The sequence below is a fragment of the Salimicrobium salexigens genome (genome assembly GCF_900156705.1).
Classification (GTDB): Bacteria; Bacillota; Bacilli; order Bacillales; family Halobacillaceae; genus Salimicrobium; species Salimicrobium album.
This window is the reverse complement of record NZ_FTOK01000004.1, coordinates 90,219-115,996: the sequence shown is the minus strand read 5'-3', so window position 1 is coordinate 115,996 and position 25,778 is coordinate 90,219. Positions and strand designations below refer to the sequence as shown.

Below are 25,778 nucleotides of genomic sequence, written 5' to 3'. Positions count from 1 at the left end.
CGGCACAAAAAAACAGACGACCCTTAGGGCCGTCTATTCGTTCGTCTGCGTATACTGATTGACTTCAAACAGGTCGATAAGATCCATGTCCGGGTGCTTATCTACGAACCAGCGCAGCGAGAAGTCGTTTTTGAACAGGGCGACTTTGTTGCCTTCCCGGTCCTCGACGAGCATATTCCTGTCGTCGAAGAGAGAAGTGTCCACCTGGTCTTCCTTCAGCCAGCGCGGTATCCGCTCCCCGTAAGGAGTGAGTTCAATATCGACGTTGTACTCATGCTTCATCCGGTATTCAAAAACTTCAAACTGAAGTTCCCCGACCGCTCCAATGATATAGTCTTCGAAGTACGGACGTTTGAATAGCTGAATGGCACCTTCCTGTACGAGCTGCTCGATTCCTTTGTAGAACTGTTTCGACTTCATGACGTTTTTGGCCGTTACTTTTTTGAACTGCTCCGGCGGGAACTGAGGAAGTTCGTCGTATTCGAACGTCTCTTTCCCGGTAAGCAGTGTATCCCCGATCCGGTATACGTTCGGGTCGTAGATGCCGATGATGTCCCCGGCGTATCCTTCTTCCACCGTATTACTGGAGGAAGCGACGAACTGCTGGGACTGGGCCAGTTTGAATGCTTTCCCGGTCCGCCCGAGAGTGACGCTCATGCCCCGCTCGAACTTGCCGGAACAGACCCGGACGAAAGCGACGCGGTCGCGGTGTTTCGGGTTCATATTGGCCTGGATTTTGAAAATGAATCCGGAGAATTCTTCATTCTCAGGAGAAACCAGCCCCTTCGTCGACTTCCGCGGCGTCGGAGCCGGTGCCATATCGATGAAAGTGTCGAAGAAGGTTTCCACGCCGAACGGTGCAAGAGCGCTCCCGAAGAATACGGGGGTCTGTTCTCCTCTCAGAACTTTCTCGATTTCAAACGTATCCCCTGCTTCATCAACGAGAGACAGCTCATCTTCCGCTTCCTTATACGTCGGATTTTCCGTAAGTTCCGGGTGCTGATCGAGCTCGCTGTACGGGATGTACTCTTCCCGCTCGTCTCCCGAAAAGCGGACGAACTGCTCGTTGTGACGGTCGAACACCCCTTCGAATCTCTTACCCATCCCGACGGGCCACGTCATCGGATAAGTTTCGATTTCCAGTTCCGTCTCGATTTCCTCCAGAAGGTCGAACGGCTCCCGTCCTTCGCGATCCAGTTTGTTCATGAATGTAAAAATCGGAATACCTCTCATCCGGCATACTTTGAACAGCTTCAGCGTCTGAGCTTCGATTCCCTTCGTCGCATCGATGATCATAACGACAGCGTCCACCGCCGTCAGCGTCCGGTAGGTGTCTTCACTGAAATCTTCGTGGCCGGGAGTGTCGAGAATGTTTACCTGGTAACCCCGGTACGGGAAATTCATGACACTCGAGGTCACGGAGATTCCACGCTGTTTCTCTATTTCCATCCAGTCGGATGTCGCAAATTTTCCTGATTTCTTCCCTTTTACAGTACCTGCGGAACGGATCATGTTTCCGAACAGCAGCATTTTCTCGGTCATCGTCGTCTTTCCGGCGTCCGGGTGCGATATTATCGCAAACGTCCGCCGCTTTCCGACCTCTTCCTGTATTGACATTTCTAATTCCTCCACTCTGATCATTCCCTCAACAAAAAGTAGCACACAACCGCTTCAAAATCAATCCGTGCAGCCGGCTCCGGCGCTTCCTGTCTCATTCTCCATCGTTCATTTCTTTAAAGTATAGCACAACAAAAAACGAAAATAATTGTTATAATAGGAAAAGTGGATAAAACCGCCCCGGGTTTTTCGGAGGCGGAGATCATCAGGACCATGCTTAAATACACGCGATACATGAATGAAAATATTGAAACAGTTAGGATGCCGGCAATGCAAGCTACTTTACTACAACCGAACAAAATTAAACAGCTCACCGGAGAAGCGTTTTTTGAACGCGGGAAAACGTACTTCGAACGTGGAAAAGTATATGGACTTTCCTACAATGAAGCCATCCAGTCGTGGCGGGCGGTAGTAACGGGCACGGACGATTACGAGGTGCGGGTCTTCTTTTATGATGAGGACGATTTCGACAGCACCTGTGAATGCAAAGCTTACGAAACGTACTTTACTTGTAAGCATATAGCGGCCGTACTTCTGGCTATTCGGGAAGAGATGATGCAGAAGCTCTCACCTGCGCTCGCCCGGGATACCTCGTCCCCGAAACCCGTTTCCTATTCGGGACCGCTGACCGAAGTTTTCCGCCGGGAGACCGTTCTTCCGGAAGAAAAGACGACGCTCATGTTCCACTACTATCTCCACGTGTCCAGCCGGGCTCTGTCCCTGGAACTGAAGATGGGGGAGTATCAGCCCTACGTCATGAAAGATATAAGAAACTGCGTCACCCACGTTACGGAAGAGAAGGAACTGCCCGTAACGAAGAAATTCACGTACAACCCGGCTGTTCATCAGCTCTTTGCAACCGATGCGGCCATTCTCGACCTTCTTTCCGTCATAATAGGAGAAGAACGGTTTTTCGATCAGTTTTCTCTTCCCCGGGAAAAGAGGTATTTACCCATACCTCCCGCTCATGCCCACCGGCTTCTTGAATTGCTGGCGGAGTCACATACGAAGATAGTGGAACAGAAGGCGGGTCCCGGTCCTCTTCAATACAGGGAGCTACCGGAACTGTCCTTCCACGTAAACCGGAGGCAGGAAGATTTCGTTCTGTCGTTCCGGGAACTGGAGAACTACCGGCACCTGTCCGATTACCGGCTGATGTATGAAGGACATACGATTTATGCCCTTACGAAAGAGCAGCACGACGTAATCCGCAAATGGAAAGAGGCCATCCCTTTCTCTGCCTCCAGGCCCCAGGTGATTCCGGCGGAAGATATGGAGGGCATCGTTTCCCACGTACTGCCGGTACTCGAGGAAGCCGGGGACGTGCACTACAGCGAAACGGCGAAACAGTCGATCATCAAAAAAGATGTAAGAAGCATCGTATCCATCGATCAGCGCGACTGGCTGCTTACCATCGACGTCGAGTTTCTTTACGGCGATCACGGTATCGACCCTTTCCGTCCCTCTTCCGACCATCAGGCGATCGTAAAAAGGGATTTTCAGAAAGAAGACGAAATCATGCAGCTTATCGAGCAGGCGGACTTCAAGTTTGACGGTTCTTTCGTCTATATCGACGACGAAGAAAAAATCGATACTTTCTTAAGGGAGACTCTCCCCCGTCTTCAGGAACAGGCCGAAGTGTACTTATCGTCACGGCTGAAACATCTGCTGCAGTCGGCTCCTGTGCTGAAACCGACGATCGATATAAACGAATCGACGGACTGGCTCGATATCTCTTTTGCAATCGACGGGATCGATGACGAAGATATTACGAACGTCATGCAGGCGGCTATGGAAAAACAGAAGTATTTCCGGCTGAAAGACGGCACTCTTCTCTCCCTGCAGAACGAGTCGTTCGACCGGTTCCGGGAATTCGCCGACGAACTCGACGTCCATTCTCTCGACGGTTCGACGATCTCCGTCTCGCAGATGCGAAGCATGCAGGTGGATGAGGTGCTGGAACTGAGCGAGGAGGAGCGGCAAAAGAGATTCCAGACGCTCATCACTCACCTGAGGAATCCCGAAACGAGCCGTCACCCGCTCCCTTCCGGCCTTGATGCGGAACTGCGTCCTTACCAGATCACCGGCTTCCGCTGGATGAAGACGCTCGCCGATTATTCTCTCGGGGGAATACTGGCGGATGATATGGGGCTTGGTAAAACGATTCAGACGATCACTTTCCTTCTGTCGGAACTCGAAGATAAAGGGAACGTGGGACGATCACTCATCGTCGCCCCCGCTTCACTCGTCTTCAACTGGAAGAAGGAAATCGAAACGTTCGCGCCCGGCCTGAAAGCCGAAGTCATTTCCGGCTCCCGGGAGGAAAGGGAACAGATACGGGAGGAGTCGGAGGCGGATATTTGGGTCACTTCCTACCCGCTGCTCCGCCGTGACGCGGAGGCGTACGAAACGGACCAGTTCCATGCTTTCATTCTGGATGAGGCCCAGGCCATCAAAAATGAAGCGACGAAGGTATCAAAAGCGACGAGGCTGATCCATGCGAAGCACCGTTTTGCTTTGAGCGGTACGCCGATCGAGAACGCTCTGACCGAACTCTGGGCGATTTTCCAGACGCTGATGCCCGGCTTCTACAAAAATAAAAAAGAGTTTCTCAACCTGCCGCACAGTCAGATTTCCCGGATGACCCGGCCATTCATCCTTCGTCGTATGAAAACGGAAGTGCTCGATGACCTCCCGGATAAAATGGAATCGGTCCAGTATTCCGAACTGACGAGAAACCAGAAAGAAGTGTATCTGGCCTATCTCGAAAGAATCCAGAAAGACGTGAAAGACACGATTCAGAACAAAGGACTGCAGAAAGGGAAGATCGAAATACTGGCAGGACTGACGAGACTGCGCCAGATCTGCTGCCACCCTGCTCTGTTTCTCGAAAACTACGAAGGCACTTCCGGCAAACTCGATCAGCTGAAAGAACTGCTGGACGAACTGAAACAGAACAATCACCGGGTGCTGCTGTTTTCCCAGTTCTCGAGTATGCTTTCATTGCTGTACGATGAACTCACCTCTCTCGGCTACAACTGCTTTTATCTGGACGGGAGCACGAAATCGGATAAACGTATGGAATATGTGGAACGATTCAATGGAGGAGAAAATGACATTTTCCTCATTTCCCTGAAAGCGGGCGGTACCGGTTTGAACCTTACAGGGGCCGATACGGTCATCCTGTACGACCTGTGGTGGAATCCGGCAGTGGAAGAACAGGCAGCCGGACGTGCCCACCGTATCGGACAGAAGAAAAGTGTACAGGTGATCCGCATGATCTCCGAAGGCACGATTGAAGAAAGAATTTATCAGCTGCAGCAGAAAAAGCGTGATCTCGTTGACCAGATCATCCAGCCCGGAGAATCCATGCTTCAGAGCTTAAGCGAAGAAGATATCCGGGAACTGTTCCAGCTGAAGACGTAAACCATTGAACATAAAAACAGCGGCCCGCCTTTTGAAAGGCGAAGCCGCTGTTTTTATCTGTCAGGCGCGCATTGTCCGCTGGTGAAGCTTGAACCAGTATCCTCCCAGTATGGCGCCGCCCACCATCATCGTAAGCGTCGAGAGGATCATATGTATCGAAGAAGCCAGAATGACGTTTCCGGTAACGACGATCACGAGCCCTACCGCTCCGTTCAATAAAATGGTGAGGAAATAAAGCCACGACAGAAATACGTGATATCTGAATTTGGAAGCATAAAAGATGAACCATATCGCACTTACAAGAATGACGACGGTGGCTACCCAGTGAATCGAAAACAGGGCGTCCGCCAGCGTCTCGGACCGGATCAGATATTCTTCCGCTCCGATATCCATCATGACGTTGCTTGCCCGGCTGTGTTTAAAGAAAGCCCCGAATATCACCTGGGCCACGTAAAAAAGGAATCCGAGCAGGAAAGCGCGGTAGCTCATCTTCACGGTACCGGCGTGTTTCTTATCAAGCGATACCTTCTTCTCATGCAGACTGTAACTTAACAGTACGTTGTTCAAAAGGAGCAGCTGACTGAAAGTGACATCGAGAGTCGTGAAGCCCGGCGGTGTACCGAGGAGTACGTTGAATCCACCGATGAGCGACTGGATGATGAGAAGCAGCAGACTCAATACTGCAAACGCGAGCACTGCTCTATTTTTCCTGAAAAAGTATATAGCACCTGCCGCGTTAATAAGCGTGACGACGGTCAGGAGCGGTATGAACAGGCGGTGGGAATATTCCACCAGTATGTGAAAATCTGTCAGGTCAGGGATCACTTTTCCATTACAAAAAGGCCACGACGTACCGCAGGCATCGCCTGAATCCGTCGCCACAACCAGATTGCCGAGTATAAGGGAAAGGAACGTTACTCCCACTGTAAATATAGAAAATTTCTTCATCGGTATCCTTCCTTATCTTTAACACTTTCCATAAGCATCCATCTTCATCTTACCACGAAACTGCACACTTAGAAATCTGCCTTTCCACTTAAATTATGAACTTTTATTGAAAAGGTGTACAACGGGGATATATTTTCTCCTGAGGATGCGCATAAAAAAACCCTCCCGTCCAGGAGGGTTCGATTACGTAACGGAATATATGTGCTGTTTCTGTTTCGCTTCTTCCTGCGCCTGTTTGATGAGACAGCGCCCTTTCCCGTGCGGGATGCACATCGGCGTACCGAACAAAGGATCCTCTCTCACATCACACATCATATCGAACACGTTATGCATCATTTCACAGGAAACCACTTCTTCAGGTCTTCCCTGTGTATAGACGGTCTGGTCGCGGACCGCTACGATATGGTCGGCATAACGGCAGGCGAGGTTGATGTCGTGAAGCACCATTACGATCGTTCTGCCATGATCTTTATTCAGATCGAACAGAAGATCGAGCACTTCAATCTGATGGGTCATGTCGAGATACGTCGTCGGCTCATCCAGGAGAAGAGTCTCGGTGTCCTGGGCGAGCGTCATCGCAATCCAGGCACGCTGACGCTGACCGCCGGAAAGGGAGTCGACCGTTCTTTCTTTCAGTTCGACGAGATTGGTATCGACAAGGGCCTTCTCCACCGCCTGTTCATCATCGTTCGACCAGCGTTTCGTGAAAGACTGGTAAGGGTGACGACCCTGTTTGACCAGCTGGTAGACGGTAAGACCTTCCGGAGTGGACGGACTTTGCGGAAGGATGGCCATCTTTTTGGCTACCTCTTTCGTTTTCATCTGGGAAATATCCTTCTGATCGAGTACCACCTGGCCGTCTTTCGGTTTAAGAAGGCGGGCAAGGGAACGTAGAAGCGTAGACTTCCCGCACCCGTTACTTCCGATCAGGACGGTTATTTCACCTTTCGGGATTTCTATATCGAGTGAGTCGATGATGATCGAGTCTCCGTATCCTAATGTGAGTTTGTTCGTTTGTAGTGTATCCATAGGATCTCTCCCTTTATACTCTGTAGGGTTATCGTTTCCAAAGTTATACGACGGGACAAAAATAGTTTCTGTATAAGATTTTACGTGGCAGGTTGTGGATTGTCAATGAATATGAGAATCGTTTTCATTCACCACGTGCGTATTCTCTCTGTAAAAAGACCCGCAGCCGCCCGGGCTGCAGGTCTTATGACTTCCGGTCTCAGGCATCCCGGAAAAGGACGTCGAGCGCTTTCTGCATCTGTCTGTCATTCTCTTCTTTCTGCACTTCTTCGACGACCTGTTTCTCAAGCTCACCGCCCGTCTTTTCATTGACGGCCCCTGTGGCTTCCAGATCATGGTCCTGCTGGAACGCTTTTACGGCAGCTTCCGTACCTTCTCCGTAAGAACCGTCCGTTTCCGTCTTACCGTATCCGAGACCCTTCAGCATCTGCTGAATGTTTTTCACCTTGTCGCCGGAAGACGACGTATCGAGCGTCTTTTCGGCCGTTACGGGATGGGTGTAGAAAAATGCCGGCTGCTTCACTTTTTTCGTAGGCGTCACACCTTCTTCATGGATCCAGTTGCCATCCGGAGTGAGCCATTTAAACATCGTCAGTTTCAACGTACTGCCATCCCCCATCGGCACGGCCTGCTGCACTGTACCTTTACCGAAACTCGTAGTACCGACCACCGGGTGATCGCCGATCTCTTTCATCGCAGCGGCGAGGATTTCGGAGGCGGAGGCACTTCCTTCATCAATCAGCACGGAAATCGGATACTCTTTTCCGGAACTGCGTTCGGAATAGTATTTCGAATTCTCTCCGTCCCTGCTTTCGATCTGAACGATCGGCTTGTCGTCCGGAACGAGCTGCTTCAGCACGTCCTGAACGTCTGTGAATAGTCCGCCGGGATTCCCCCGTACGTCAATGACCAGCCCTTCGATTCCTTCTTCTTCAAGGTCGGTCAAATGTTTCTTGAACTCTTTCGACGTCTCTTCGGAGAAAGACGTTATTTCAAGGACGCCGACTTTCTTTCCGTCTACCTCTTTCGTGTCCTTGTACACGGATTCTTTCGGAATATCATCACGGGTGATCGTTATTTCAATCGGCTCCGGCGCTCCCGGGCGATCGACGGTGAGCGTGACTTCCGTACCTTTCTCCCCGCGTATTTTATTGACCGCCTCCTGAAGATCGAGACCCTTCGTCGAATCCCCGTCTATTTTCAGAACCTGGTCATTCGGCTTCAGCCCCGCTTCCTCGGCGGGAGATCCTTTGATAGGTGCAACGATGGTCACTTTATCGTCCACCATACTCACTTCAGCCCCTATCCCCTGAAATGAGGACTCGATGGACTGGTTGAATTGCTCCATCGTCTCCTGATCCATGTACGTACTGTAGGGATCATCCAGTTTATTGATCATACCTTCTATGGCACCTTCGACGAGTGTACTCTTATCCACATCTTCCACGTAACGTTCGTTAATGAGAGTGTAAGCCTTTTCCACCTTTTTTAAATTCGAGGACCCCTGGGCATTCTCTATAAAAGCTTTCTGCTCCTCCTGCGTCATGTCCCCGAAGCTTTTTCCGGATGAAGAGTCCTCTGTGGACGTCGCTGTCTCTTCCGGAGCGAACCACTGCATACCGATATACGTTCCGGCAGCCCCGACGAGCAGCGCGACAACGGCCAGTATAATTATGTGACGATTTTTCCAATTCATAGTGAAGGCACCTTTCTCTGAAGAACTTAAATACTTTCCTAATCTTAACATAGAAAAAGAAACCCGCTCTATTGTTTTTTCACATTCAAAAACCCTGCACCTCTCATTCAGAGAGAAGCAGGGCTTAATAATAACCGTTATCAGGACTTAAGAGTGGGAGAGTCGATGGTAACGGCGGGAATCATCATGTCTCGTCTTCATTAAAATCGGAGGGAGACCTCACCGGGAGCAGCGGAACTATTTCCCGGGAAATAGAGCGACGTTTATCCGGAGCTCGACCGGGGAGTTGTCTCCTGACTCTTTCATGTGCTCACCGGTTTTAATAAAAGACCGGGCATTTTTTTATAATCCGTTGATCTATCATATTGAAGGGGGGAGTGTTCTTCGTTCCATACATAGAGTGGGTATTTATATATACTGCTTCAAGGTCTGTTTTTTGGGCAATGATTCAATCATTTCGTAATCACGCGTATATGTTAAGGAGAATTCTGCATCGGATGCAGCTTCACCTCGTAACTGTGCGTATTCAACAAACAGCTATTCGTCACTGATCATCACCACCTTTTTTCGATAACCGGCTGTCTTAGGATGATTCTCCCTTAGACCCATGGCTTTGCGTCCCTTATTTTCATAAGGTTTGCCTTTTCGTTAAAGCAGGATTTATTTAAGGTTTCATTGCCCACGCTGGGTAAAGCACTGTTTTAAGAGGAGTTCGACTATTCCTGTCGGGAATGTTATTCACCTCTTACTGTTCATTATAATGAATAAAACGGGTAAGTCAATACATTTATTTAAAAATTCAGATTTATTATTACAAAAAAACTCCCCGGGTTAATCGAACACCCGGGAAGTGGAAACTCTTATTAAAAGTTGACATATTTGCGCGGGTTGACGGCGTTCCGTTTATCCTGACTCCATCGACCTTCGTGCAATTCAAAGTGAAGGTGAGGACCGGTGGACCGTCCTGTGTTCCCCATAAGGCCGAGCTGCTGACCCTGGCTCACCCAGTCCCCCTCTGATACTTCTCTGTTCTGCATATGGGCGTACACTGTCGTATACACCTTCCCGTTAATGGAATGCGTAAGCATAACGACATTCCCATAGGAGCCGGACTGGTACGAACGGAAGACCTGGCCGGAAGCGGAGGCTTTAATCGGGATTCCGTTTCCGCCGATGTCTATTCCCGTATGCATGCGACCCCAGCGAGGGCCCATCTCGGAAGTAACCGGACCCGGAGCTGGATTTATAAATCCTCCTGTAGCGGGTGCTGATGCTTCCGGTTCAGGTTCAGGTTCAGGTTCAGGTTCCGGCTCAGGTGCCGGACTTTCTGTTGCTGAGGATGTGGACGTTTCAGGCTTGGATGCTTCTTCCGGAGCGGCGGAAGAGCTGCTGTCTGAAGCACTCGCTGTGCTCACTTCCGGTGTTTCCTCAACCGGTTCTGCTTCTTCCTGTTCAGCGGCTTGTGCTTCAGCTTCAGCTTCAGCTTCAGCTTTTGCCTCTGCTTCGGCTTTAGCTGCTGCCGCTTCTTTTCTCTTCCGTTCTTCTTCTTTCCGTTTTCTTTCTTCTTCACGCTTCTGCTTTTCTATTTCGGCAGCGCGTTTTTCCGCTTCCTGAATAGCGGACTGGATGGAAGCTTCCTGTCTCTCGAGGATCTGCTGTTCTTCCTCAAGATTAAGTTTAGTATTGTGCAGCTCTCCATGTTCTATTTCAAGCTCTTCCATCAGCTTCTCTTTCTCTTTCAACTGACTGTCGAGATCGGCCTTCAGCTGCTTCAGATCCGCTCTCTGCTCTTCGAGTGAAGATTTTTTATCGACCAGTTCCTGTTTCTTATTCTCAAGCATTTTCTTCTCTTCCACGTGGGTATCGAAGATGTTCTTATCCTGGTCCATGATGGTCGTAACAGCGGAAGCACGTTCCAGAAAGTCCCCGAAACTCTGGGAATCAAGCAGCACTTCCAGGTACTTCACGTCTCCGCCGTTCTGCTGAAGTGAACGGAGACGGTCCGTCAGGATCTCTTCCCTTTTGGTTATACTTTCTTCAAGGTCGGCGATTTCTTTCTTAAGTTCTTCGATCTCTTCTTTCGTTGCCGAGATTTCGTCTTCTTTCTCTCTCAGTTTCGCAAGCGTATCGGAAAGCTTCGAATCTATCTTTTTAATCGCTTCTTCCTCTTTCGCCTGTTTCTTTTCGTTTTCGGAGAGTTCCGTTTCTTTCTGGTTCTTCTCTTCGGATACGTCATTCTGCTTATCGTCGACGTTTTTCTTTTCTTCCTGTAAATTGCTGATCTTATTATTTACGCTGCCGAGATTCGCAAATGCGCTCCCCGGAAGGGCGGTGAATAGTAAAGCTGCAATTAGTGCTGTTATCAACAGCATGGATGGTCCTTTGTTCATTTCCCGTATTCCTCCCTAAGACTGTCTATACTTTCAAGAATTTACGCACGCTCATCACACTTCCCCAAATGCCGATGAACACGCCTATTGCCAGAATAAGTCCCGACAGCTGCCATATGAATGGATTAAAAGGCAGAAGCTGGACGAAATCGAAATTGATCGAATCTCTCAAATGATAATAAAGGTAATAATAACCTCCGGTTACAGCCGCAATCGGGATGATAGAGCCAAGCAGGCCGAGAAGCATCCCTTCAATGAAGAAAGGCCAGCGTATGAACGCATTGGTCGCCCCGACGAGCTTCATGATTCCGATTTCTTTTCTTCTTGCCACTATCGTTATACGTACCGTATTCGAAATAAGGAATATAGCCGTAAAAACGAGACCTATAATGAGCACAAGGCCTATGGTGCGTGCATATTCATTGAAAGTAAAAATTCTCTGCACGACTTCCTCTCCGTAATCCACTTCATCCACGAACTTCAGCTCCCTGACATCGGAGGCGATGGAATCTGCGGCGGAAGGGCTGGAGGGATCAATGACGAACACGTCATTGAGCGGATTCGTCTGATCGAACAGTTCGAACGCTTTCCCCTCATCTCCGAGACTGTCCACGAGCCCTTCAAGCTCTTCGTCTTTGGATGAGTATTCCACCGAAGCCACTTCATTGATCGCTTCGATATCATCACCGAGCTGTTCGACCTGACTTTCATCTGCAGTACGTTCGATAAATACGCGGACTTCAATATCATTTTCGATGGAATTTGCGAACTGGTTCAGGTTCAGCATTACAGCGAGGAACACTCCGACCAGCAACAGCGTCGTCGTGGTCGCTCCTATGGCCGATACCGTCATCCACCCGTTACGGAAAACACTCTTACGGCCTTCGCGGAGGTGACGGCCTATCGTTCTAATCTTCATAGCCGTAATCCCCCCGACGCTCATCCCGTACGATAACTCCGTCTTCAATAGCAATGACACGTTTACGCACCCGGTTCACCACTTCACGGTTGTGGGTAGCCATAAGGATTGTCGTGCCGGTCTGGTTTATTTCTTCGAGAATATGCATAATTTCCCATGAGGTCTCAGGATCCAGATTCCCGGTCGGTTCATCCGCAATCAAAATGCGCGGACGGTTGGCGATGGCTCTTGCGATCGATACACGCTGCTGCTCTCCCCCTGAGAGCTCGTCAGGTATGAATCTCGCTTTGTTCTTGAGCCGCACCTGTTCGAGAACGTCCATAACGCGGGTCTTGATTTCGGCCGGGCGCTCTTCGATCACTTCAAGAGCGAAAGCGACGTTTTCGTAAACGGTAAGTCTCGGCAGCAGACGGAAGTCCTGATAAACGACTCCGATATTCCGCCGCAGCTTAGGGATCCGTCTTTCCTTCATCGCTGCCAGATCCAGATCGTTGATGTGGATACTCCCTTTCGAAGGTTTCTCCTCCCGGAAAATCAGTTTCGTGAACGTCGATTTCCCCGCGCCACTCGGTCCTACCACGTAAACGAATTCCCCCTGTTGAATCCGCACGTCGAGACCATTCAATGCAGTGACACCGTTAGGGTAAGTCTTGTAAACTCCCTGCATTTCAATCATAAGTTAACCACCTATACTTTTCTTTAAAATCGACTTTCCCGTATTTTTTCTCTTTTTCTCTCTGTTGAAAGTCTGAACATAGTATATCATTCATTTTATCTTATTTAGTTCAACAAATTGTTACATTTACATTTCATTAAAACTACAATTCGTTATCAATAGTGAACAATCGTCACGTTTTCCCCATAAAAAAACTCCCCGGTGTAAAAGTCACACCGGGAAGATAAAAGTAAGTATTATTTTTTCTGAGCCAACCAGCCTGCAATTTGTGTAGCAGTTTCTTCGTCTACATCCTGAGCCGGCATGTCGCCTCTTCCGTTCTGTATGATAGTGACAATATCATCCTGGGACATGTCAGCTCCTACACTATCAAGAGCAGGTCCGACACCGCCGCCGAGGTCACCGCCGTGGCAGCTTGCACAGTTAGCCTGGAACGCTTCTTCAGCAGCTGCAGAATCCACTTCACCGCCGCTGCTTTCACCGGAACTTTCCTGTTCTTCCGTACCCGTGTCGCCGCCGGAGTCACCGGAGGATCCTTCATCTCCGCCTCCCCCACAGGCTGCAAGTACAAACATAGCAGCGAACAGGACCGTCAACAATTTCCACTTCATATAATACCTCCTTAAATTTTCATATATTGTCATTATAACCTATTCAGGAAGTTTTGAAACCCTCACCGAGAACTTCCGTTGCGTTCATCGTTACAATGAAGGCTCCCGGATCGATTTCCTTAATAGTACGTGTCAGTTTCGTGAACTCGTTCTGCTGCACGACGCACATAATGACCGGGCGGTCTTCCTCGGTATACCCGCCGGCCCCTCTCAGCACTGTTACCCCGCGGTCGATATCATTCAGGAGTGCACGTCTCACTTCCATTTCTTTTTTTGAAATGATCATGACGTTTTTCGACGTATTGAAACCGACCTGGACGAGATCGATCGTACGGCTCGTAATGAATAAAGAGATAAGGGCATAAAGACCCTCCTCCACCGAGAATACGATAGCGGAGGAGAATACGATCGTTCCGTCGAGAATGGCGATACAGATACCTAGAGGCAGCTTCGTGAATTTGTGGAGCACCTGTGCTCCAAGATCCACTCCGCCCGTCGACGCCCGCCCGCGGAAGACGATACCGAGGCCGAGACCGATCCCCATTCCGCCGAAGATGGCCCCGAGCAGCGGGTCTTCCGTCGGTGTTACAACGTCACTCGTAATCAGGACGAAAAATGGTAGAATGAGCGTCCCGACGAGAGATTTGATTCCGAAATTTTTTCCGAGGATGAACAGTCCCATCGAGAAAAACAGGATGTTCAACACCCACTGCACAATTCCGGGTTCCCAGCCGAACACATCTTTCGTAATCGTACTGATACCCGCCACACCGCCGGAGGCGATATTGTTCGGAAGCAGGAACAGGTTGAATGCAAGTGCTATGAATAAAGAACCGATAATGACGTAGGAGAATTCTATCGCCAGCCGCATCCGGGGCGGCATCGGTTCTCTCCGATATTTATCCAGTGTAACCACGGAACCCCTCCAATCTTTAACCGTTAAGGAGTATACCAGTACCGCATTTTTCTGTAAATGACAGCAAGATAACGTACTGCTACGTTAAAGGGATCCATACCGGAAGGCGGGTTCCGGGAACAAAAGAAAAGACACAGCGAAAGTGTTCGCCGTGTCTTTTATACGGATGGTGTTACCCGTCCATCCGGGAACGCAGGTAGGCATTGATGAACATGTTCAGCTGTCCGTCCATGACGCCCTGGGTATTCCCGCTTTCGGTATTCGTCCGGTGGTCTTTCACCATATTGTATGGATGGAAGACGTAAGAGCGGATCTGGCTCCCCCATCCGATTTCTTTCTGTTCTCCGCGGATTTCGTCCATTTCCTGCTGCTGCCGTTCAATTTCCTGCTGGTACAGCTTCGACTTCAGCATTTTCATGGCCTGCTCCCGGTTTTTGATCTGGGACCGCTCATTTTGACACGTCACAATCGTGTTCGTCGGCAGGTGGGTGATACGGACGGCCGAGTCCGTCGTATTGACGTGCTGACCGCCGGCACCGCTTGCCCGGTACGTATCGATTTTCAGATCTTCGTTCTTCACGTCGATCTCCACTTCATCGTTGAACTCCGGCATCACTTCGCAGGAGGCGAATGACGTGTGGCGACGTCCGGAAGAATCGAAAGGTGAAATACGTACGAGACGGTGCACCCCTTTTTCTGCTTTCAGATAGCCGTAGGCGTTGTGCCCTTTGATCATGAGCGTGACGCTCTTCACACCGGCTTCGTCCCCGGGAAGGTAATCGAGGGTTTCCACCTTGAACCCGCGGGATTCGGCCCAGCGCTTATACATACGAAGAAGCATGCTCGTCCAGTCCTGCGATTCCGTACCGCCCGCACCGGGATGCAGCTCGAGAATCGCATTGTTCTTATCGTAAGGTTCGCTCAGAAGGATGTCGAGCTCGAATTGATCAAGGTCCTTATGAAGCTGCTCGGTCTCCGTCTCAAGATCCGCACGCAGTTCCTCGTCTTCTTCCTCTTTCACCAGTTCATAGGAGACTTCCAGGTTTCCGAGGGTTTCTTCATAATCCTCCAGTGTGTGCACGAGGCCTTTCAGTCCATTCACTTCCTGGATGACTTCCTGAGCCGTCTCCTGGTCGTTCCAGAAGTCGGGCTCGGTCATCTGCTCTTCAAGTTCGGCGATTCGGGTCTTCCGCTGATCGACGTCAAAGAGACCCCCTGAAGTTCTGTAGTTGCCGGCTCGCTTCGTCCAGCTTGTGCTTGATTTCTGACATTTCCATTTTACTGATCACTCCTAAATAATGTGTACCTCCCCAAAATCAGGGGATGAATCAGCTGCCGTGGCAGTTTTTATATTTCTTGCCGCTTCCGCACGGACACGGGTCGTTACGTCCGACCGTATCCTGCTTCACGTACGGTTTCGCTTTTTTCTTCTCTTTGGTTTCCCCATCTCCGGAAACGGCGGTGGCTCCTTCGGCAACTTCCTGACGCTGCAGGTTGTTGCGGATCTCCGCTTTCATGACGTAGCGGCTCGACTCTTCATCGATCGCCTGGACCATTTCCTCGAACATGCGGAACCCTTCCATCTGATATTCCTGGAGAGGGTCATTCTGTCCGTAGGCACGCAGGTGGATTCCCTGACGAAGCTGATCCATCTGGTCAATGTGATCCATCCATTTCTGGTCCACGGTACGAAGAAGAATAACTTTCTCGAACTCACGCATCTGTTCTTCGGTGAGCTCCGCTTCTTTCTCATCGTAGCGCTCGAGTATTTTCTTCATAATAAGCTCTTTCATCTCTTCCGGTTCTTTCCCTTTAAGATCGTCTTCCGAAATGTCGCCTTCCATCAGCAGATTCGAACGCAAATAGTTGACGATGGCGTCGATTTCCCAGTTTTCATCGACTTCATCAGCCGTATGGGCCTGCACGGTACGCGCGACCGTACGCTCGATCATCTGCTCGACGATTTCCCGCAGATTCTCGGAAGTGAGCACTTCATAGCGCTGCTTATAAATGACTTCCCGCTGCTGGCGGAGGACGTCGTCGAAAGAGAGGATCGTCTTACGCGCATCGAAGTTGTTTCCTTCCACGCGGCGCTGGGCAGATTCCACGGCGCGGGAGATCATTTTACTCTCGATCGGCTGAGAATCATCCATGCCGAGACGCTCCATCATGCTGCGGACGTTATCGGAGGCGAACCGGCGCATCAGTTCATCGTCGGTCGAAAGGTAAAACCGTGACATACCGGGGTCTCCCTGACGACCGGAACGGCCACGGAGCTGGTTATCGATCCGTCGCGATTCGTGACGTTCGGTACCAATAACCGCAAGACCGCCGAGATCGACGACGCCTTCGCCGAGTTTGATGTCCGTACCACGGCCGGCCATGTTGGTCGCAATCGTGATAGCACCTTTCTGGCCGGCATTTTCGATGATTTCCGCTTCCCGGAAGTGGTTCTTCGCGTTCAGCACGTTGTGCGGCACGCCCGCTTTCTTCAAGTAACGGGAAATGATTTCACTCGTCTCGACCGCCACGGTACCGACAAGAACAGGCTGCCCTTTTTCGTACCGTTCCTTGATTTCTTCAACGACGGCACGGAACTTCCCGTCGGTCGTTTTATATACAAGATCGGCATGGTCCTCCCTGATAATCTGTTTATTCGTAGGAATCTGGACGACGTGCATATTGTAGATGCTCAGAAACTCTTCGGCTTCCGTCTTCGCCGTACCGGTCATACCGGCAATCTTATCGTACATACGGAAGAAGTTCTGGAACGTGATGGACGCAAGCGTCATACTTTCATTCTGAATCGGCAGTCCTTCCTTCGCTTCGATTGCCTGGTGCAGACCGTCACTGTAGCGGCGGCCCTGCATAAGGCGGCCCGTAAACTGGTCGACGATAACGACTTCCCCGTCCTGTACGACGTAGTCCGCATCGCGGTGCATCGTCTCCTGGGCTTTCAGACCCTGGTTAATGTGGTGGATGAGCGCCACGTTACCGAGATCGAACAGGTTCTCAATTTTGAAATAGCGCTCCGCTTTATCGATACCGTCTTCAGTCAGCTGAACGTTTTTCGTCTTTTCGTCATACGTGAAGTCTTCATCTATCTTCAGCAGACGTACGAACGCATTGGCCGCATTGTACATATCCGCCGACTTTTTCGCCGTTCCCGAAATGATGAGCGGCGTACGCGCTTCATCGATAAGGATCGAGTCGACTTCGTCAATAATTGCAAATGGAAGCGGCCGCTGTACCATCTGTTCCTTGTACAGCACCATATTATCGCGCAGGTAATCGAACCCGTACTCGTTGTTCGTTCCGTACGTAATATCCGCATTGTAAGCCGCGCGCTTCTCTTCTTTAGACAGGCCGTTCGCATTCAGTCCGGTCGTCAGTCCGAGGAAGTCGTAAAGCTCTCCCATATCCTCCGAGTCACGGCTCGCCAGATAATCGTTCACAGTGACGATGTGGACGCCCTCGCCGGACAGGGCATTTAAATAGGCAGGCATAGTGGACGCGAGTGTTTTCCCTTCCCCGGTCTTCATCTCGGCAATATTCCCCTCGTGCATGGAAATCGCCCCCATGATCTGTACCGGGAACGGACGCATACCTAATACGCGCTTCGCCCCTTCACGGACGACGGCGTAGGCTTCATTAAGCAGATCATCAAGCGTTTCCCCGTCTTCGTAGCGTTTTTTGAATTCATCTGTTTTCTGACGCAGTTCTTCATCTGTAAGCTTTTCTATTTCCGGTTCCAGGGCTTCAATCTTATCGACAATTTTCTGCAGACGTTTGATTTCACGCTGGTTCCCGTCTCCAAATATTTTTTTCAATGATCCAAGCATGTTGAACGCTCCTCTGTATCATAGCAATATCGTAAATATATCCATTCTATATGATAACACTAGCCGAACAGGCGTGACAACTAATCACCGCCTCCCGCGGACTCCTTTTTCCTTCTCGCTCAACGACTGCATCTTTCCGTTTACGGAGGCTATCATTTCAATGAGCTGAGCCACCGTCTCCTCCTGCTGCCGGACTCTCGCTTCCAGACGTTCGCATTTCCCGCACATACCACATCGCTCCTTTTCTTTACCTTTTTATAGCACATCCGGCTTATGGATGACAAAGATGGAAGAAAGGCATTCAGGGCGCTTATATGAGGGAGAAAACCGATTTTGCACCTGTGAACTTTTCATTTTTATGTAAAAAGTGAGTAAAAATTCGCCGTACGTTGCAATCGTCATGAGAAAAGCGGACTGCACAGGGATTGTCCTCCCATGCAGCCCGCTATTTTAAATACCGTTATCCGGTGCTCCGTTCTTCATTTCCCCGTATCACTACAAGGGGGGATATCAGGTCTCGATCAGACCGTAGCGGCCGTCACGACGTTTATATACGATGTTCGTTTCATCCGTTTCCGCATTCGTAAATACGTAGAAACTGTGTCCAAGCATATCCATCTGAAGGGCAGCTTCCTCGGAAACCATCGGCTTCAGATCGAACCGTTTCGTACGGACGATCTTCACTTCCTCATCGTCCTCATCCAGACGATTCTGGGCGTCTCTTTCCATTTCGGCAAATACGTGTTTAGGAGCACCTTCCTGGCGAGCCTTGCGGTTCACTTTCGTTTTATGTTTACGGATTTGACGTTCTAATTTATCTACAACGAGATCGACCGCAGCGTATAGATCCGCGTTATGCTCTTCCGCCCGAAGCAGAAGGTTTTTCATCGGAACTGTCACCTCAATCGTCTGCTCTTTGTTGTAGACACTTAAGTTTACGTGGACCTCAGAAGATGGGGGAGTGTCAAAGTAACGCTCAAGTTTCGTCACCTTTTTCTCCACATAATCTCTAATAGAATCTGTCACTTCTAAGTTTTCTCCACGAATATTAAATTGGAACATATAGAAGTGTCCTCCTTTCATCCTTATATACCTTACATTCTACCATACCCCTGGCGATTCCTGCATAAACTAGCGCGAATTATCTAAAAAATGATAAAAAGGTTGGAGAACCTCTGTTGTATGAGGTTCCCCGGTTTCCATTTATATAATATTTATCAGTTTCGGGAAGCGACGAAGGAAGGGTTTTCCAGATCTTCCTTATTGTACGTGAGATCCTTGTCGGTGTTCGCGACGTGCACCTTGCCTCCGGCGATTTCCACTACGGCCTGACCGGCAGCCGTGTCCCATTCCATCGTCGGTTTGAAGCGCGGGTAGAAGTCGGCCACACCTTCTGCGACGAGACACAGTTTCAGCGAGCTTCCGGAAGTGAGGGTGTTTACGGAACTGTAGTTCTCACTTACGCGGTTGATGAAGCTCTCTTCTTCTTCCGACTGGTGAGAGCGGCTCACGATCACGGTAGCCGTGCCGTTGTTCGCTTCGATCGCAGGCAGACGGAGCGCGTCGAGACCGTCTTTGTAGTTATCGAGGACCGACGTGAATTTATAGGCACCTTTTTCGGCGTCGGCGACGTACAAATCCTGCAGTGCCGGAGCGTAGATGACACCGTACACCGGTTTTCCTTCACGGATGAGGGCGATGTTCACGGTAAACTCTCCGTTACGCTTCACGAATTCCTTCGTGCCATCGAGCGGGTCGACGAGCCAGTATTCGTCCCAGTCCTGACGCTTCGAGTAGGACACCTGCGCCCCTTCCTCACTGAGGATGGGGATGGACGGGTCATACTCCTCGAGATGCTTCACGATGATGTCGTGTGCTTTCTCGTCCGCTTTCGTAATCGGGGAGTGGTCCTGTTTCTCTTCCACGTCAAAATCCGTTTCATATACGTTCATGATTTCCTGGCCTGCCCGTAAGGCGGCCTGAATTACTTCCTTCATAACCGAAACCTCCATTCTGTATACTACGGTATCTTGTACCCTTAAACGTTATGTCTCTAACGTAAAAAAATCCCCCAATCAGGAGGAGGCCTCCTTCTTAATCAAGTTATTGTTTCTCACGAATCGCTTATCGATGGATGCTTGCCGCGGGGGTTCAGCAGATCTATAGACAAAAAAACAACACATCGCGCCCGCAGGGTTCTGTGTGTTGTTTTTTATCTTCGTTCTATTTCCTCGAGTCGAGAAACATACCGTCCGAACCGGCTACGTTCTGGTACGGATTCGTATACTGATTTTTCGTCGACTTCTGCTTCTTATTGTTCCGCATCTCCTCTTTCACGCCGGTGAAAATCATTTCCAGCCGGTGGTTAATCGTTTTGTCACGTTCGAGGACGTCTCTTACAATATATTTCTCCGTCTCTCCCGGCTCCGGCAGGGTCTGCATCATACGCCCGCGCTTGTCGACCAGTTCTTCGATTTCACTTACCTGTTCAGAGCGGTTCAGCGTCTTTCTCTGCACCACTCCTTCGAGATGGCGCGTGATGGCCGAAAATTCTTCCCACGTCGCCACTACACGTTCCCGCCCTTACTGTATTCCGCTTTCCGCGTTTGTATAAGAACTTCCTTCCACGTATCGCGGAACTCCTCGGCCAGACCCTGCACTTCGTCAAGGATTTCCCGGTCATTCTTCGTGTTCGCTTCCAGCAGCCGGCGGTTCATGTATTCATACAACGGCAGAATCTGCTGGCTGATGTCGTACGACGGATCGGTCGTTATAATCAGTTCCTGAACGATACGCTGTGCTTTCTGGATATTCAGGTTCTTCTTCTCTATGTCGTTGTTCTCCATTGCTTTGCCGGATGCTTTTATGAACTTGATGAATCCGTTGTACAGTTTCAGTACGAGCTCGCCCTGGGACGCTGTCTCCACTGTGTTGTTTTCGTACGCCTGGATGGACATGTAATACCCCCTCTGTTAATAGCTGAAATTCTGCATAATGTAGGCCGACTGCTGATTCATCTTCTGAATCGCTTTCTCCATCGCCCCGAACTCTCTCCAGTATCTGTCTTCAATTTGATTCAGCCTGTTTTCAAAATCGCTCATTTCTTCCTTCAGCCCTTTAAGATCTTTCCCGATGGAATACTGGTTCTGCGACTGGAACTGGTTGCCGGCTTTATCGGTAATCTTCTCCATCGTCTGCAGCGTAGAGTCGTAGACGCGCTGAACGATCCCCTTCCTGCCGTAGTCCTCATCCGATGAGGTGAACAGCTTCTCCACCGACTCCGGGTCTTCCTGAATCGCTTTTTTCAGTTCGGCTTCATTTATTTTAAGTTTGCCACCCTCCAGGTAATTGGAGGTGGTCGTAATACCGATGCGCGAAAGCTGCTGGAATTCCGAACTGATCTCGGGATTACTAACAGGCGTATAGAATCCCTGACGCATCTCGCTTAAGGCACTCCGGATCGTCCGGTCATTCCGAAGCAGGCCGCTCTGGGCTTTCTCATCCCACAGCTCTCCCTGTTTATCCGTCATCGCTTCCCGTTCCTCGTCGCTCAGCGGCTTGTAATCCCGGTAAAACTCTTCACTCACTTTATCGTTCAGAAATTCGATCGTTTCGTTATATTTATCGACGAAGTTCTTAATGTTTTCAAATACGGCTTCGGTATCGTTGCTGACGGATAAATTCACTCCGGAAGTTCCTGGATTGTTCGTCCCCGGCGCTCCGAACGTGTCCTTCAGATTGAACGTAACGCCGTTCATGGAAAAATTGTTGGACGACCGCTCCGTCTGCAGGCTGTTCAACTCCAGCTTCGCGTTAGCTCCGCCTGTTTCTTCCACACCTCCGAACAACAGCCCGTTGTGTATAAATGCCCCGGACGTGAAAATTTCCTGATGATCGGCGTTCTGTCCATACCCCGCACTCCCTGACCCCTGGCCGTTGAAGTTCCCGGTCTCGGTACGGCTGACGCTCACCTGGCCGGTGAAGTCGTCAAAAAACATGCGGACGCCGGTATCGGCATCATTTACGTCTTTGACGAAGTCGTTCACCGAATCGGAGGCCTGGATGAAAAACAGCTCTTCTTTCGGTCCGTCCGACGTGTGGGCGCCGAGGGAAGAAGTGGTATAGTTCTCCTGGTAGGTGAACGTCACTTCCGCCTTTGCCTCCACTGCCTCATTGAACGTGATTTTCCCGCTTCCGGCATCGAGTTTTCCAATGACCGCATCCTTCGCTTCGTTCCATATGTCCCCGTTCGCATCGGTCGTATAGGTCGCTGTTCCGGAAGCCCCGTCCACGGTTACCGTCAGGCTATCCGGGACAATCGCCTCTTTTTTCAAGGTAAAGGTGTTCGTATCGGCTCCTGTGACGGAACTCTCCACCGCCCGATCGGCTACGTAGGACACTTCAAGCCGGGCTTTCGACTCGAGCGGAGTGGCAAAACTCAGTTCTCCGGTAGAAGCATCCACCATGACCGAATTCTCATCGATCTCCGCTTCCGTCGCTACGACGTCAAACCGTTTCCCGTCCACTTTCACCATCATCTCGGACAGCGGATTCTGAATCGAAGCTCCTTCTTTCAGGGGAACAGTCGGAGTCGCCGTCGCTTCCCCGATCGAAGTCGAATACTTCTCGACGCTTCCCGTCTGCCACGTCCAGCTGCCACTCGTGGCAAGACTTCCGCTGGCCTCCAGTTCCGCAAATGACTGGGAGGCGCTGATCTGATCTTTTGTATTGAACAGAGTATCACTGTTCACTTTCGTCGCAGAAGTCGCCAGCTGCGATACGGATTGGAGTGAGTAGCCTGTCTCCGAAGCGGCAGAAGTGGCAGTAATGCTGGCCAGATTCTCATGCGTGGAAGAAGTGGTGCGGGCCCGGTATGCTCCTGATAATTTCATGTTCACCAGTTCTTCACGGAAGCCGAGCAGTTTCGTGTTCACTTCCCGGTAGTCATCCCTCTTCCACTCAAGAGAGGTCTGTTCCTGTTCCATTTTTTTTAGCGGCATGCGCTCCGCTTTCATCAGATCACTGATGATTTTATCGGTATCCATCCCGGAGGCAAGTCCTCCGATTCTCATATCACTCATCATTTCACCTGCTTAGTTTTTAGGATTGGCGATGTCTTTCGTTATAGTATGTATCGGCTTAAAACAGGAAAAGTTAAGAGCGTTAAAGAGGGATAATGCCATAAAAAGAGAGACTCCGAAGTGGAGTCTCTAATAATGGATTCAATATTAACGAAGAAGCTGCAGAACTCCCTGCGGCTGCTGGTTCGCTTTTGCAAGCATAGCCTGAGAAGCCTGGGAAAGAATACTTTGTTTCGTCTGGTTCATCATTTCCTTCGCCATGTCTACGTCACGGATACGGGACTCCGCCGCAGTCAGGTTTTCAGAAGATGTATTCAGGTTATTGATAGTATGATCCAGACGGTTTTGAAACGCACCAAGTTTAGAGCGTTCTTCAGAAACCTTAGTAATCGCTGATTCAATATTTGTAATTGATGCTTTAGCTGCATCGTGTGTAGAAACATCAACTTTACCAGCAGCTGCTAAATCTAAGACCCCGTCTGTTTTCATGTTGTTAATCCCCAATGTTAAATTTTGGTCTTCGTTAGCACCGATTTGAAATGTAACTGCACCAGAATTAACCTGAACATCACCAATCGCAGCATCAGCTGTATATCCAGCATTTGTTTTGATAGTAATTCCAAATTCAGAGAAGTTCAAATCTTGGGCCCCATCAGCATTGGAGATCGTCTGAGTTTTATCTCCAGCACCATTAGTCATAGTTAGCTCGCCAGCAGTAGAAGTAGAAATTGTGTAAGTATCTGCCGGAGACCCATTGGTAGTAACACTTGCTACACCAGTTGCTGCTAATACAGTAGTAGTATTTGAGTCTTGGTCAACAGAACCCCCGAGTCCTCCATTAAGTAGCGTTTGTTTGTTAAACTCAGTAGTGTTTCCGATACGGTCAATTTCATTTTTTAACTCGTTCAATTCTTCTTGGATAGCGTCTCTGTCTTGTCCCACGTTTGTGTCGTTAGCACCCTGGACAGCTAATTCACGCATACGTTGAAGAATTGAGTGTGTTTCGTTTAAGGCACCCTCGGCTGTTTGAATCATAGACGTAGCGTCTTGAGAGTTTTTCGCCGCCATATCCAGTCCGCGAATCTGGCCACGCATCTTCTCGGAAATCGCAAGACCCGCTGCGTCATCTTTAGCACTGTTAATACGAAGACCAGATGACAGTTTCTCCATAGAATTCTGTTGTGCATTGTTGGCACTGTTCAACTGACGGTGAGTGTTTAGAGCTGCAATGTTGTGATTAATACGCATAATTAGTATCCTCCCTGATTTTAGATTCCACGTCCTTGTGGAATAGTTAAGATGTGTGTTGCCAAAGGAAAAGCCGGCCGACTTAAGTGTTTGGCTTTACACTTATTATATCGGCCCGCTTTTTTAATTGTTTACTCTTTTTGACTCCTTTTTAACAGATTCATCAAATCATCCGAAGCCGCAGCTGCGGCTCTGTTCTCTTCCTGGATGGCTATGTAAATCTCCTTGCGGTGAATATCCAGATGGGACGGGGCGTCGATGCCGATGCGCACCTGGTTCCCTTCGACGGACACCACTTTGATTTCGATGTCATCCCCGATCGTGATCGACTCGTTTTCTTTCCGGTTAAGGATTAACATGCTTATCCCCCGCTTTCTGATCGGCGATTCCGTGTTTCGTATGATACCGGCTGCTGTTTAAAATCAGCTGCTTCGCCTGGTTCGTCCGCTTGTTGATGACGACGGGTGCCTGCAGGTTAATCGTCGACTCGCGGAAGGGGTCTCTCACCGTAAGGACGCAGTACAGCTCCACGTCCTCCGGCGTCTCCAGCTGCAGTTCCACTTTCGAATTTTCGTCTATATCAAACTCGTAGTCTTTAAAAAATAAATACGGGTTCGCTGTGACGAAAGCCGTCTCTTTTTCCCGTGCGGCCTGCAGAACCGAGTACATCGGCGCATCCGGCAGCGGTAACAGGATAAATTCGTTGATGTGCCTGAATCCCGGCAGTCCCTGAGAGAAGTGCACGATTTCTTTCTCCTCCACTTCCACTTCTCCGAAATATTTCGTTGCCACTTTCATAAAATCCTCACCTTTGTCCCTCATATTTTCCAATCAATCGTAACACGCGGGTACTGCGCCATAGAAATGTCCACACGCCCGGGCTGATAGCTGAATTCAGGAGGTTTCGCAGTTGTGGTTATGACCGGGTCGTTCCGCTTCACGTCAATCTCCGCAGGACGTGCTTCATACGTCACATTTACCAGGTCATGCACCGGCTTACTCCCCGGGTTATAAGCGATTTCCCACACGGCGTTCTGTTTCGCATGAGCGGCTATCGGGTTCCCCTGATTCTCTATCCTCATCAGCTCGTCCCCTTCCCGGGCGACGCGACCAAGTCCCTTCATCCAGTCCTGATGACCGAAATCCGCAGCCAGATCCGTCCGCTCCGCTGACGAATAGAACTGCAGGTTATGCCAAGCGGTGGTCTGATCAATTGAAAGTTTTCCCGGCCGCTGCCTGATGGTCACGTCTGCCGGCGGCTGCGCGATGCGCTGCTCGGCTTTCGGCTGACGTATAGTCAGCTCCGCGTTATGCGTTCGTACCTCGAGTCTCGCCTGCTGCGTGTTCACTTCCATTCTCTGCATCATCATACCCGTCCC

At 49.9% G+C, this 25,778-nt stretch carries 22 protein-coding genes and 1 riboswitch; of the genes, 1 reads left to right on the top strand and 21 read right to left on the bottom strand.

The features are described from left to right. Positions 1–33 precede the first annotated feature (33 nt). Positions 34–1,617 carry a peptide chain release factor 3 gene (locus BW931_RS06170; RefSeq protein ID WP_076570874.1) on the bottom strand — a complete coding sequence of 528 codons (1,584 nt, stop codon included), beginning with the start codon at positions 1,615–1,617 and terminating at the stop codon, positions 34–36. Positions 1,618–1,887: 270 nt separating this feature from the next. Between BW931_RS06170 and BW931_RS06165 the strand changes: the two genes are divergently transcribed. Next, the gene (locus BW931_RS06165; protein ID WP_076570872.1) at positions 1,888–5,043 is read left to right on the top strand and encodes a DEAD/DEAH box helicase; all 3,156 of its coding nucleotides are present in this window, start codon (positions 1,888–1,890) and stop codon (positions 5,041–5,043) included. Between the two features lie 60 nt (positions 5,044–5,103). On the opposite strand, the gene BW931_RS06160 is transcribed toward BW931_RS06165, so the two are convergent. The 20 genes from BW931_RS06160 to BW931_RS06070 all read right to left on the bottom strand — a co-directional run bounded on the left by BW931_RS06160 (position 5,104) and on the right by BW931_RS06070 (position 25,769). After that, on the bottom strand, positions 5,104–5,991 hold the full coding sequence (locus BW931_RS06160) for a COX15/CtaA family protein (protein ID WP_076570869.1): 888 nt from the start codon (positions 5,989–5,991) through the stop codon (positions 5,104–5,106). Between the two features lie 183 nt (positions 5,992–6,174). Beyond that, positions 6,175–7,020 carry an ABC transporter ATP-binding protein gene (locus BW931_RS06155; protein WP_076570867.1) on the bottom strand — a complete coding sequence of 282 codons (846 nt, stop codon included), beginning with the start codon at positions 7,018–7,020 and terminating at the stop codon, positions 6,175–6,177. A gap of 199 nt (positions 7,021–7,219) precedes the next feature. Next, the gene (locus BW931_RS06150; protein WP_076570864.1) at positions 7,220–8,716 is read right to left on the bottom strand and encodes a S41 family peptidase; all 1,497 of its coding nucleotides are present in this window, start codon (positions 8,714–8,716) and stop codon (positions 7,220–7,222) included. A 566-nt stretch (positions 8,717–9,282) separates the two neighbouring features. Beyond that, positions 9,283–9,368: riboswitch (cyclic di-GMP riboswitch) on the bottom strand. A gap of 211 nt (positions 9,369–9,579) precedes the next feature. Then, positions 9,580–11,106, bottom strand: a complete 1,527-nt coding sequence (locus BW931_RS13815) for a murein hydrolase activator EnvC family protein (RefSeq protein ID WP_076570861.1) — start codon at positions 11,104–11,106, stop codon at positions 9,580–9,582. Positions 11,107–11,131: 25 nt separating this feature from the next. Further along, positions 11,132–12,025 (bottom strand): permease-like cell division protein FtsX, encoded by an 894-nt coding sequence (gene ftsX / locus BW931_RS06140; protein WP_008587048.1) that lies wholly within the window; start codon positions 12,023–12,025, stop codon positions 11,132–11,134. Next, positions 12,015–12,701 (bottom strand): cell division ATP-binding protein FtsE, encoded by a 687-nt coding sequence (ftsE, locus tag BW931_RS06135; protein ID WP_076570859.1) that lies wholly within the window; start codon positions 12,699–12,701, stop codon positions 12,015–12,017. The genes ftsX and ftsE overlap by 11 nt, the downstream gene beginning before the upstream one ends. 236 nt (positions 12,702–12,937) lie before the next feature. Further along, positions 12,938–13,312: a cytochrome c551 gene (gene cccB / locus BW931_RS06130; RefSeq protein WP_008587044.1), complete on the bottom strand. Its 375-nt coding sequence runs from the start codon at positions 13,310–13,312 to the stop codon at positions 12,938–12,940. A gap of 43 nt (positions 13,313–13,355) precedes the next feature. Next, positions 13,356–14,195, bottom strand: a complete 840-nt coding sequence (locus tag BW931_RS06125) for a YitT family protein (RefSeq protein WP_076571096.1) — start codon at positions 14,193–14,195, stop codon at positions 13,356–13,358. Between the two features lie 205 nt (positions 14,196–14,400). Further along, positions 14,401–15,505, bottom strand: a protein-coding gene (gene prfB, locus BW931_RS06120; protein ID WP_179946307.1) for a peptide chain release factor 2 whose coding sequence is annotated in 2 segments (ribosomal slippage) — positions 14,401–15,432 and positions 15,434–15,505 — 1,104 coding nt in all. Because the reading frame shifts where the segments join, the coding sequence is not laid out codon by codon here. Between the two features lie 51 nt (positions 15,506–15,556). Further along, the gene (gene secA / locus BW931_RS06115) at positions 15,557–18,070 is read right to left on the bottom strand and encodes a preprotein translocase subunit SecA (protein ID WP_076570856.1); all 2,514 of its coding nucleotides are present in this window, start codon (positions 18,068–18,070) and stop codon (positions 15,557–15,559) included. Between the two features lie 84 nt (positions 18,071–18,154). Further along, positions 18,155–18,298, bottom strand: a complete 144-nt coding sequence (locus BW931_RS13500) for a DUF4806 domain-containing protein (RefSeq protein WP_159435672.1) — start codon at positions 18,296–18,298, stop codon at positions 18,155–18,157. A gap of 282 nt (positions 18,299–18,580) precedes the next feature. Next, positions 18,581–19,132: a ribosome hibernation-promoting factor, HPF/YfiA family gene (gene hpf, locus BW931_RS06110; RefSeq protein WP_076570853.1), complete on the bottom strand. Its 552-nt coding sequence runs from the start codon at positions 19,130–19,132 to the stop codon at positions 18,581–18,583. 155 nt (positions 19,133–19,287) lie between these two features. Further along, complete coding sequence (cysQ, locus tag BW931_RS06105; RefSeq protein WP_084193867.1) at positions 19,288–20,067, bottom strand: 3'(2'),5'-bisphosphate nucleotidase CysQ; 780 nt, start codon at positions 20,065–20,067, stop codon at positions 19,288–19,290. A 226-nt stretch (positions 20,068–20,293) separates the two neighbouring features. Beyond that, positions 20,294–20,638, bottom strand: a complete 345-nt coding sequence (locus BW931_RS06100) for a flagellar protein FliT (RefSeq protein ID WP_076570848.1) — start codon at positions 20,636–20,638, stop codon at positions 20,294–20,296. Beyond that, the gene (fliS, locus tag BW931_RS06095) at positions 20,638–21,027 is read right to left on the bottom strand and encodes a flagellar export chaperone FliS (RefSeq protein ID WP_076570846.1); all 390 of its coding nucleotides are present in this window, start codon (positions 21,025–21,027) and stop codon (positions 20,638–20,640) included. Before fliS ends, BW931_RS06100 begins: the two co-directional genes overlap by 1 nt. A gap of 15 nt (positions 21,028–21,042) precedes the next feature. After that, the gene (gene fliD / locus BW931_RS06090; RefSeq protein WP_159435671.1) at positions 21,043–23,151 is read right to left on the bottom strand and encodes a flagellar filament capping protein FliD; all 2,109 of its coding nucleotides are present in this window, start codon (positions 23,149–23,151) and stop codon (positions 21,043–21,045) included. Positions 23,152–23,298: 147 nt separating this feature from the next. After that, entirely contained in the window at positions 23,299–24,399 is a 1,101-nt protein-coding gene (locus BW931_RS06085; protein WP_076570842.1) for a flagellin N-terminal helical domain-containing protein, read from the bottom strand. 131 nt (positions 24,400–24,530) lie between these two features. After that, positions 24,531–24,758 carry a carbon storage regulator CsrA gene (gene csrA / locus BW931_RS06080; RefSeq protein WP_076570840.1) on the bottom strand — a complete coding sequence of 76 codons (228 nt, stop codon included), beginning with the start codon at positions 24,756–24,758 and terminating at the stop codon, positions 24,531–24,533. After that, complete coding sequence (gene fliW / locus BW931_RS06075) at positions 24,745–25,197, bottom strand: flagellar assembly protein FliW (RefSeq protein WP_076570838.1); 453 nt, start codon at positions 25,195–25,197, stop codon at positions 24,745–24,747. Before fliW ends, csrA begins: the two co-directional genes overlap by 14 nt. Positions 25,198–25,217: 20 nt before the next feature. Then, positions 25,218–25,769, bottom strand: a complete 552-nt coding sequence (locus tag BW931_RS06070) for a DUF6470 family protein (protein ID WP_076570836.1) — start codon at positions 25,767–25,769, stop codon at positions 25,218–25,220. Positions 25,770–25,778 lie beyond the last annotated feature (9 nt).

Bases quoted from the DNA above. Each gene is read 5' to 3' on its own strand.
- BW931_RS06160 (WP_076570869.1), bottom strand. From the start codon at position 5,991: ATGAAGAAATTTTCTATATTTACAGTGGGAGTAACGTTCCTTTCCCTT.
- BW931_RS06070 (WP_076570836.1), bottom strand. From the start codon at position 25,769: ATGATGATGCAGAGAATGGAAGTGAACACGCAGCAGGCGAGACTCGAG.
- BW931_RS06085 (WP_076570842.1), bottom strand. From the start codon at position 24,399: ATGCGTATTAATCACAACATTGCAGCTCTAAACACTCACCGTCAGTTG.
- fliD (WP_159435671.1), bottom strand. From the start codon at position 23,151: ATGAGTGATATGAGAATCGGAGGACTTGCCTCCGGGATGGATACCGAT.
- cccB (WP_008587044.1), bottom strand. From the start codon at position 13,312: ATGAAGTGGAAATTGTTGACGGTCCTGTTCGCTGCTATGTTTGTACTT.
- BW931_RS06170 (WP_076570874.1), bottom strand. From the start codon at position 1,617: ATGTCAATACAGGAAGAGGTCGGAAAGCGGCGGACGTTTGCGATAATA.
- fliS (WP_076570846.1), bottom strand. From the start codon at position 21,027: ATGTCCATCCAGGCGTACGAAAACAACACAGTGGAGACAGCGTCCCAG.
- BW931_RS06155 (WP_076570867.1), bottom strand. From the start codon at position 7,020: ATGGATACACTACAAACGAACAAACTCACATTAGGATACGGAGACTCG.
- BW931_RS13815 (WP_076570861.1), bottom strand. From the start codon at position 11,106: ATGAACAAAGGACCATCCATGCTGTTGATAACAGCACTAATTGCAGCT.
- BW931_RS06125 (WP_076571096.1), bottom strand. From the start codon at position 14,195: ATGCCGCCCCGGATGCGGCTGGCGATAGAATTCTCCTACGTCATTATC.
- ftsX (WP_008587048.1), bottom strand. From the start codon at position 12,025: ATGAAGATTAGAACGATAGGCCGTCACCTCCGCGAAGGCCGTAAGAGT.
- hpf (WP_076570853.1), bottom strand. From the start codon at position 19,132: ATGTTCCAATTTAATATTCGTGGAGAAAACTTAGAAGTGACAGATTCT.
- ftsE (WP_076570859.1), bottom strand. From the start codon at position 12,701: ATGATTGAAATGCAGGGAGTTTACAAGACTTACCCTAACGGTGTCACT.
- secA (WP_076570856.1), bottom strand. From the start codon at position 18,070: ATGCTTGGATCATTGAAAAAAATATTTGGAGACGGGAACCAGCGTGAA.
- BW931_RS06150 (WP_076570864.1), bottom strand. From the start codon at position 8,716: ATGAATTGGAAAAATCGTCACATAATTATACTGGCCGTTGTCGCGCTG.
- BW931_RS06165 (WP_076570872.1), top strand. From the start codon at position 1,888: ATGCAAGCTACTTTACTACAACCGAACAAAATTAAACAGCTCACCGGA.
- fliW (WP_076570838.1), bottom strand. From the start codon at position 25,197: ATGAAAGTGGCAACGAAATATTTCGGAGAAGTGGAAGTGGAGGAGAAA.
- cysQ (WP_084193867.1), bottom strand. From the start codon at position 20,067: ATGAAGGAAGTAATTCAGGCCGCCTTACGGGCAGGCCAGGAAATCATG.
- csrA (WP_076570840.1), bottom strand. From the start codon at position 24,758: ATGTTAATCCTTAACCGGAAAGAAAACGAGTCGATCACGATCGGGGAT.
- BW931_RS13500 (WP_159435672.1), bottom strand. From the start codon at position 18,298: ATGTGCGGGAAATGCGAACGTCTGGAAGCGAGAGTCCGGCAGCAGGAG.